This is a genomic window from Acidiplasma cupricumulans (assembly GCF_001402935.1).
In the GTDB taxonomy this organism is placed as follows: Archaea; Thermoplasmatota; Thermoplasmata; order Thermoplasmatales; family Thermoplasmataceae; genus Acidiplasma; species Acidiplasma aeolicum.
Map to the genome: position 1 here is coordinate 1 of NZ_LKBH01000137.1, position 3233 is coordinate 3233.

The 3233-nt window shown below is 31.7% G+C and carries 3 protein-coding genes; 2 read left to right on the plus strand and 1 reads right to left on the minus strand.

Going from position 1 to position 3233, the window contains the following annotated elements:
* Positions 1 to 23 precede the first annotated feature (23 nt).
* Entirely contained in the window at positions 24 to 470 is a 447-nt protein-coding gene (locus AOG55_RS04105; RefSeq protein ID WP_048101743.1) for a phosphate-starvation-inducible PsiE family protein, read from the minus strand.
* Between the two features lie 112 nt (positions 471 to 582).
* Between AOG55_RS04105 and hemL the strand changes: the two genes are divergently transcribed.
* Together hemL and hemA are read left to right on the plus strand one after the other, a co-directional pair.
* Complete coding sequence (gene hemL / locus AOG55_RS04110; protein ID WP_048101742.1) at positions 583 to 1851, plus strand: glutamate-1-semialdehyde 2,1-aminomutase; 1269 nt, start codon at positions 583 to 585, stop codon at positions 1849 to 1851.
* Between the two features lie 103 nt (positions 1852 to 1954).
* Positions 1955 to 3178, plus strand: a complete 1224-nt coding sequence (gene hemA, locus AOG55_RS04115) for a glutamyl-tRNA reductase (RefSeq protein ID WP_055040925.1) — start codon at positions 1955 to 1957, stop codon at positions 3176 to 3178.
* Positions 3179 to 3233: the final 55 nt, after the last annotated feature.

A 3233-nucleotide genomic window follows, 5' to 3' on the forward strand; every position in this document is an offset into this window, starting at 1 on the left:
ATTGGTTATCTATTTTAAAAAATCTATTGGGTTTTTTTAATATTTTGTCTTGATATTATAAAGCTTGAAAATGAAAGTGCCACAATTAAAACTGAAATTGATATAATCTCATTAAATTCTATTGCGGAAGAAAATTTGGCCTGAAAAATTATTAATAATATTTCCCTTGCTGAAAACGAGATGGCTGCATTTAAGATATACTGTACTGTTTTGCCTGTACCATCAAAAAAGTCTGATACACTTTCATATATCTCAAAAATAACAACCGCTAAAAGGGAATTTTCAACTATTATATCTATGAATGTATATAAAATGTTCTCCCCGCTGCCTTTATAATACAAAACACTGTTATATATTGCAATGATCATGTAAACTATTACAGCAATAAATGCCGCCAGAAGAAGAATTTTTAACAAAACTGTAATCGCATTAATAAGCTTTTTATCCAGATTTTCAAATCTATAGTTCATGTAAAATTGCATCATATAGATTTATTTAATTATTTTTCTAAATCAATTTAGTAAAAATATGTAGGGAATTTTTAATTGAAAAATTCTAAATTCTTAAAAGGTATTAACAATAATGAATTCTGAGGAATTATTTAAGGAGGCACAAACCTTATTTCCAATGGGTGTCAATTCACCGGTGCGTTACTATAAGCCAGTCCCTGTAATATTTAAACATGGATATGGGTCCAAAATTTATGATGTTGAAAATCACGAATATATTGACTATTCCCTTGCATTTGGCCCCATGATACTTGGCCATGCCAATAAAACTGTAGCAGAAAAGATAAAAAATCAGGTGGATTCAGGCATACTTTTTGGCTCACTTACCGAAAATGAGGTAAAGCTTGGAGAGATTATACGGAATGCGGTAGGATCGATAAAAATGATGAGGTTTACCAACTCTGGAACAGAGGCAACAATGCATGCTATAAGGCTTGCCAGGGGGTTTACCGGCAGAAAGCTTATAGTAAAGATGGAGGGTGGATATCATGGTGCACATGATTATGCATTGATTAAATCTGGAAGTGGAAATATAACATTCGGCGTCCCATCATCTGCCGGCGTTCCAGAAGAGGTTTCAAAGACTGTTCTGGTTGGACAGTATAACGACATTGAAAGTATAGAGACATTATTTAAACAGTACGGCAATGATATAGCATGTGTTATAACAGAACCTGTACTTGGAAACATAGGCGTTGTAAGTCCAAAAAATGACTTTTTAAAATCTCTCAGGGAAATCACAGAAAAATATTCTTCCCTTTTGATTTTTGATGAGGTTATTACTGGATTCAGATTCGCCTTTAAGGGTTATCAGGACATTATTGGCATAAAACCTGATCTTACAACCATGGGTAAAATTATAGGTGGTGGAGCCCCAATAGGTCTTTTCGGAGGCCGTGAGGACATCATGGAAAAGATCAGCCCAAGCGGGGATGTCTATGAGGCTGGAACATTTTCAGGAAATCCATTATCAACCGCTGCAGGGATAGCCACACTGGAAATTTTAAGAAATAAGGATTATAACTACATTAATAACTATGCCAGCATGCTGGGAAAGGCTCTGGAAGAAATTACATCAGAACTGCATATGGATGTCCAAATAAATGTTGCATATTCAATGCTCCAAATGTTTTTCAATAAAACTCCTGTTGTTGATTACAGAACTGCCATTTCATCAGATGCAAATAAGTTTAGGAGGCTCTTTATGGAATTATTAAAACTTGGCATATATGTACCCCCAAGCCAATTTGAAACACAGTTCATAAGCTTTGCACATACAGATTCAGATCTAAATAAAACTGTGGATGCATACACAAAGGCCCTGGAAAGCATTAGAGATTAATATAAGTGATATATAAACAAATTATGGCTAAATTTTTTAGTTATTAAAATTTTTCATTTACCAACTAATTTATATAATTTCAAATTATTAAGATTAGACACGTATGTCCCTAATAGACCTAGTTTCCTGGAATTATAAGGATACACCAGAAGAGTTTAATAAACAGGTTAGAAATGGGTACGAATATTTTGAGGATTTAATGATTAAAAATTCAATAGATAACTTTGTAATTCTAATAACATGTAACAGAATAGAGATATATTTTGAAAATAAGTTGCAAAAAGAAATACCTGCTGATGGTGCAATAAAACTTTCGTATCCAGAATCGGTTTTTCATTTATTTAATGTATCCTCCGGTCTTGAATCAATGGTTGTTGGTGAAAATGATATACTAAGGCAGATTAAGGACGCAGCAGATTTATCAAGAAAAAGGATGCATATGAGCAAGATTTTGGATTTTACATTTCAGAAGGCACTATCTATTGGAAAGCTTGTAAGAACCCAAACGAATATAGCACATGGAAAAACCTCAATGGCAGCCATTGCCACCGATATTATAGAAAATAAATATAATTCTTATCATAATTTATGTATAATAGGTACTGGCAAAATGGCAGAATCACTTTTAAATTATTTAAAGGGTAATAATGGTATTAAAATAACAGTTGCTGGAAGAAATATAGAGCATGCAAAAGATCTTGCCATAAGATATGGATGTTATTATTCAGATTTAAGCGATATAAATGGTATTGTAAATAAAAATGATATTATAATCACGGCCACATCATCAAAAAAATACATAATAGATTCTGGGATTCTGGCAGGAATTAATGATAAAAGAATCTTAATTGATCTTTCAAACCCCCCCAATATAGAAAAAATTGGCAGGAAAAATATCGAAATTTATTCATTTGAAGATATTGGGAAAATATCTGAAGAAACCAGAAAACAGAGGGACATAGAGATAAGAAAGGCAAGAAGTATAATAGAAGATGAATTTAAATTATATGAGTATAAAATTAACCAGATAAGATCAGATGATATAATAGCAATATTTTATAAATTTGCTGAAAAAGTAAAGGAAGATGAAGTAAATGAACTTACAAAAAAGGTTGACCTTAACGAGGTTCAGTTAAAATACATTAATTTGATGATGAATTCATTTACAAATAAGATATTATCACCATACACAAACAGCGTTAAAACATTTATTAAAAATAATGAAAGGTATTCATATATACTCAATGAGTATGAAAAAATGCTTAATGAACGCCTTGGCAGCAATTTAAAAAAGTTATTGGAGGAAAATAGGGTATATTCCATTTAATGGAAGCATGGTAAGGCACAGAATGTATAACAACAACATTGAAATAGAAAGATTT

What these genes read in the sequence shown, in the direction of transcription:
- hemA (WP_055040925.1), top strand. Translation starts at nt 1,955, where the DNA reads ATGTCCCTAATAGACCTAGTTTCCTGGAATTATAAGGATACACCAGAA.
- hemL (WP_048101742.1), top strand. Translation starts at nt 583, where the DNA reads ATGAATTCTGAGGAATTATTTAAGGAGGCACAAACCTTATTTCCAATG.
- AOG55_RS04105 (WP_048101743.1), bottom strand. Translation starts at nt 470, where the DNA reads ATGAACTATAGATTTGAAAATCTGGATAAAAAGCTTATTAATGCGATT.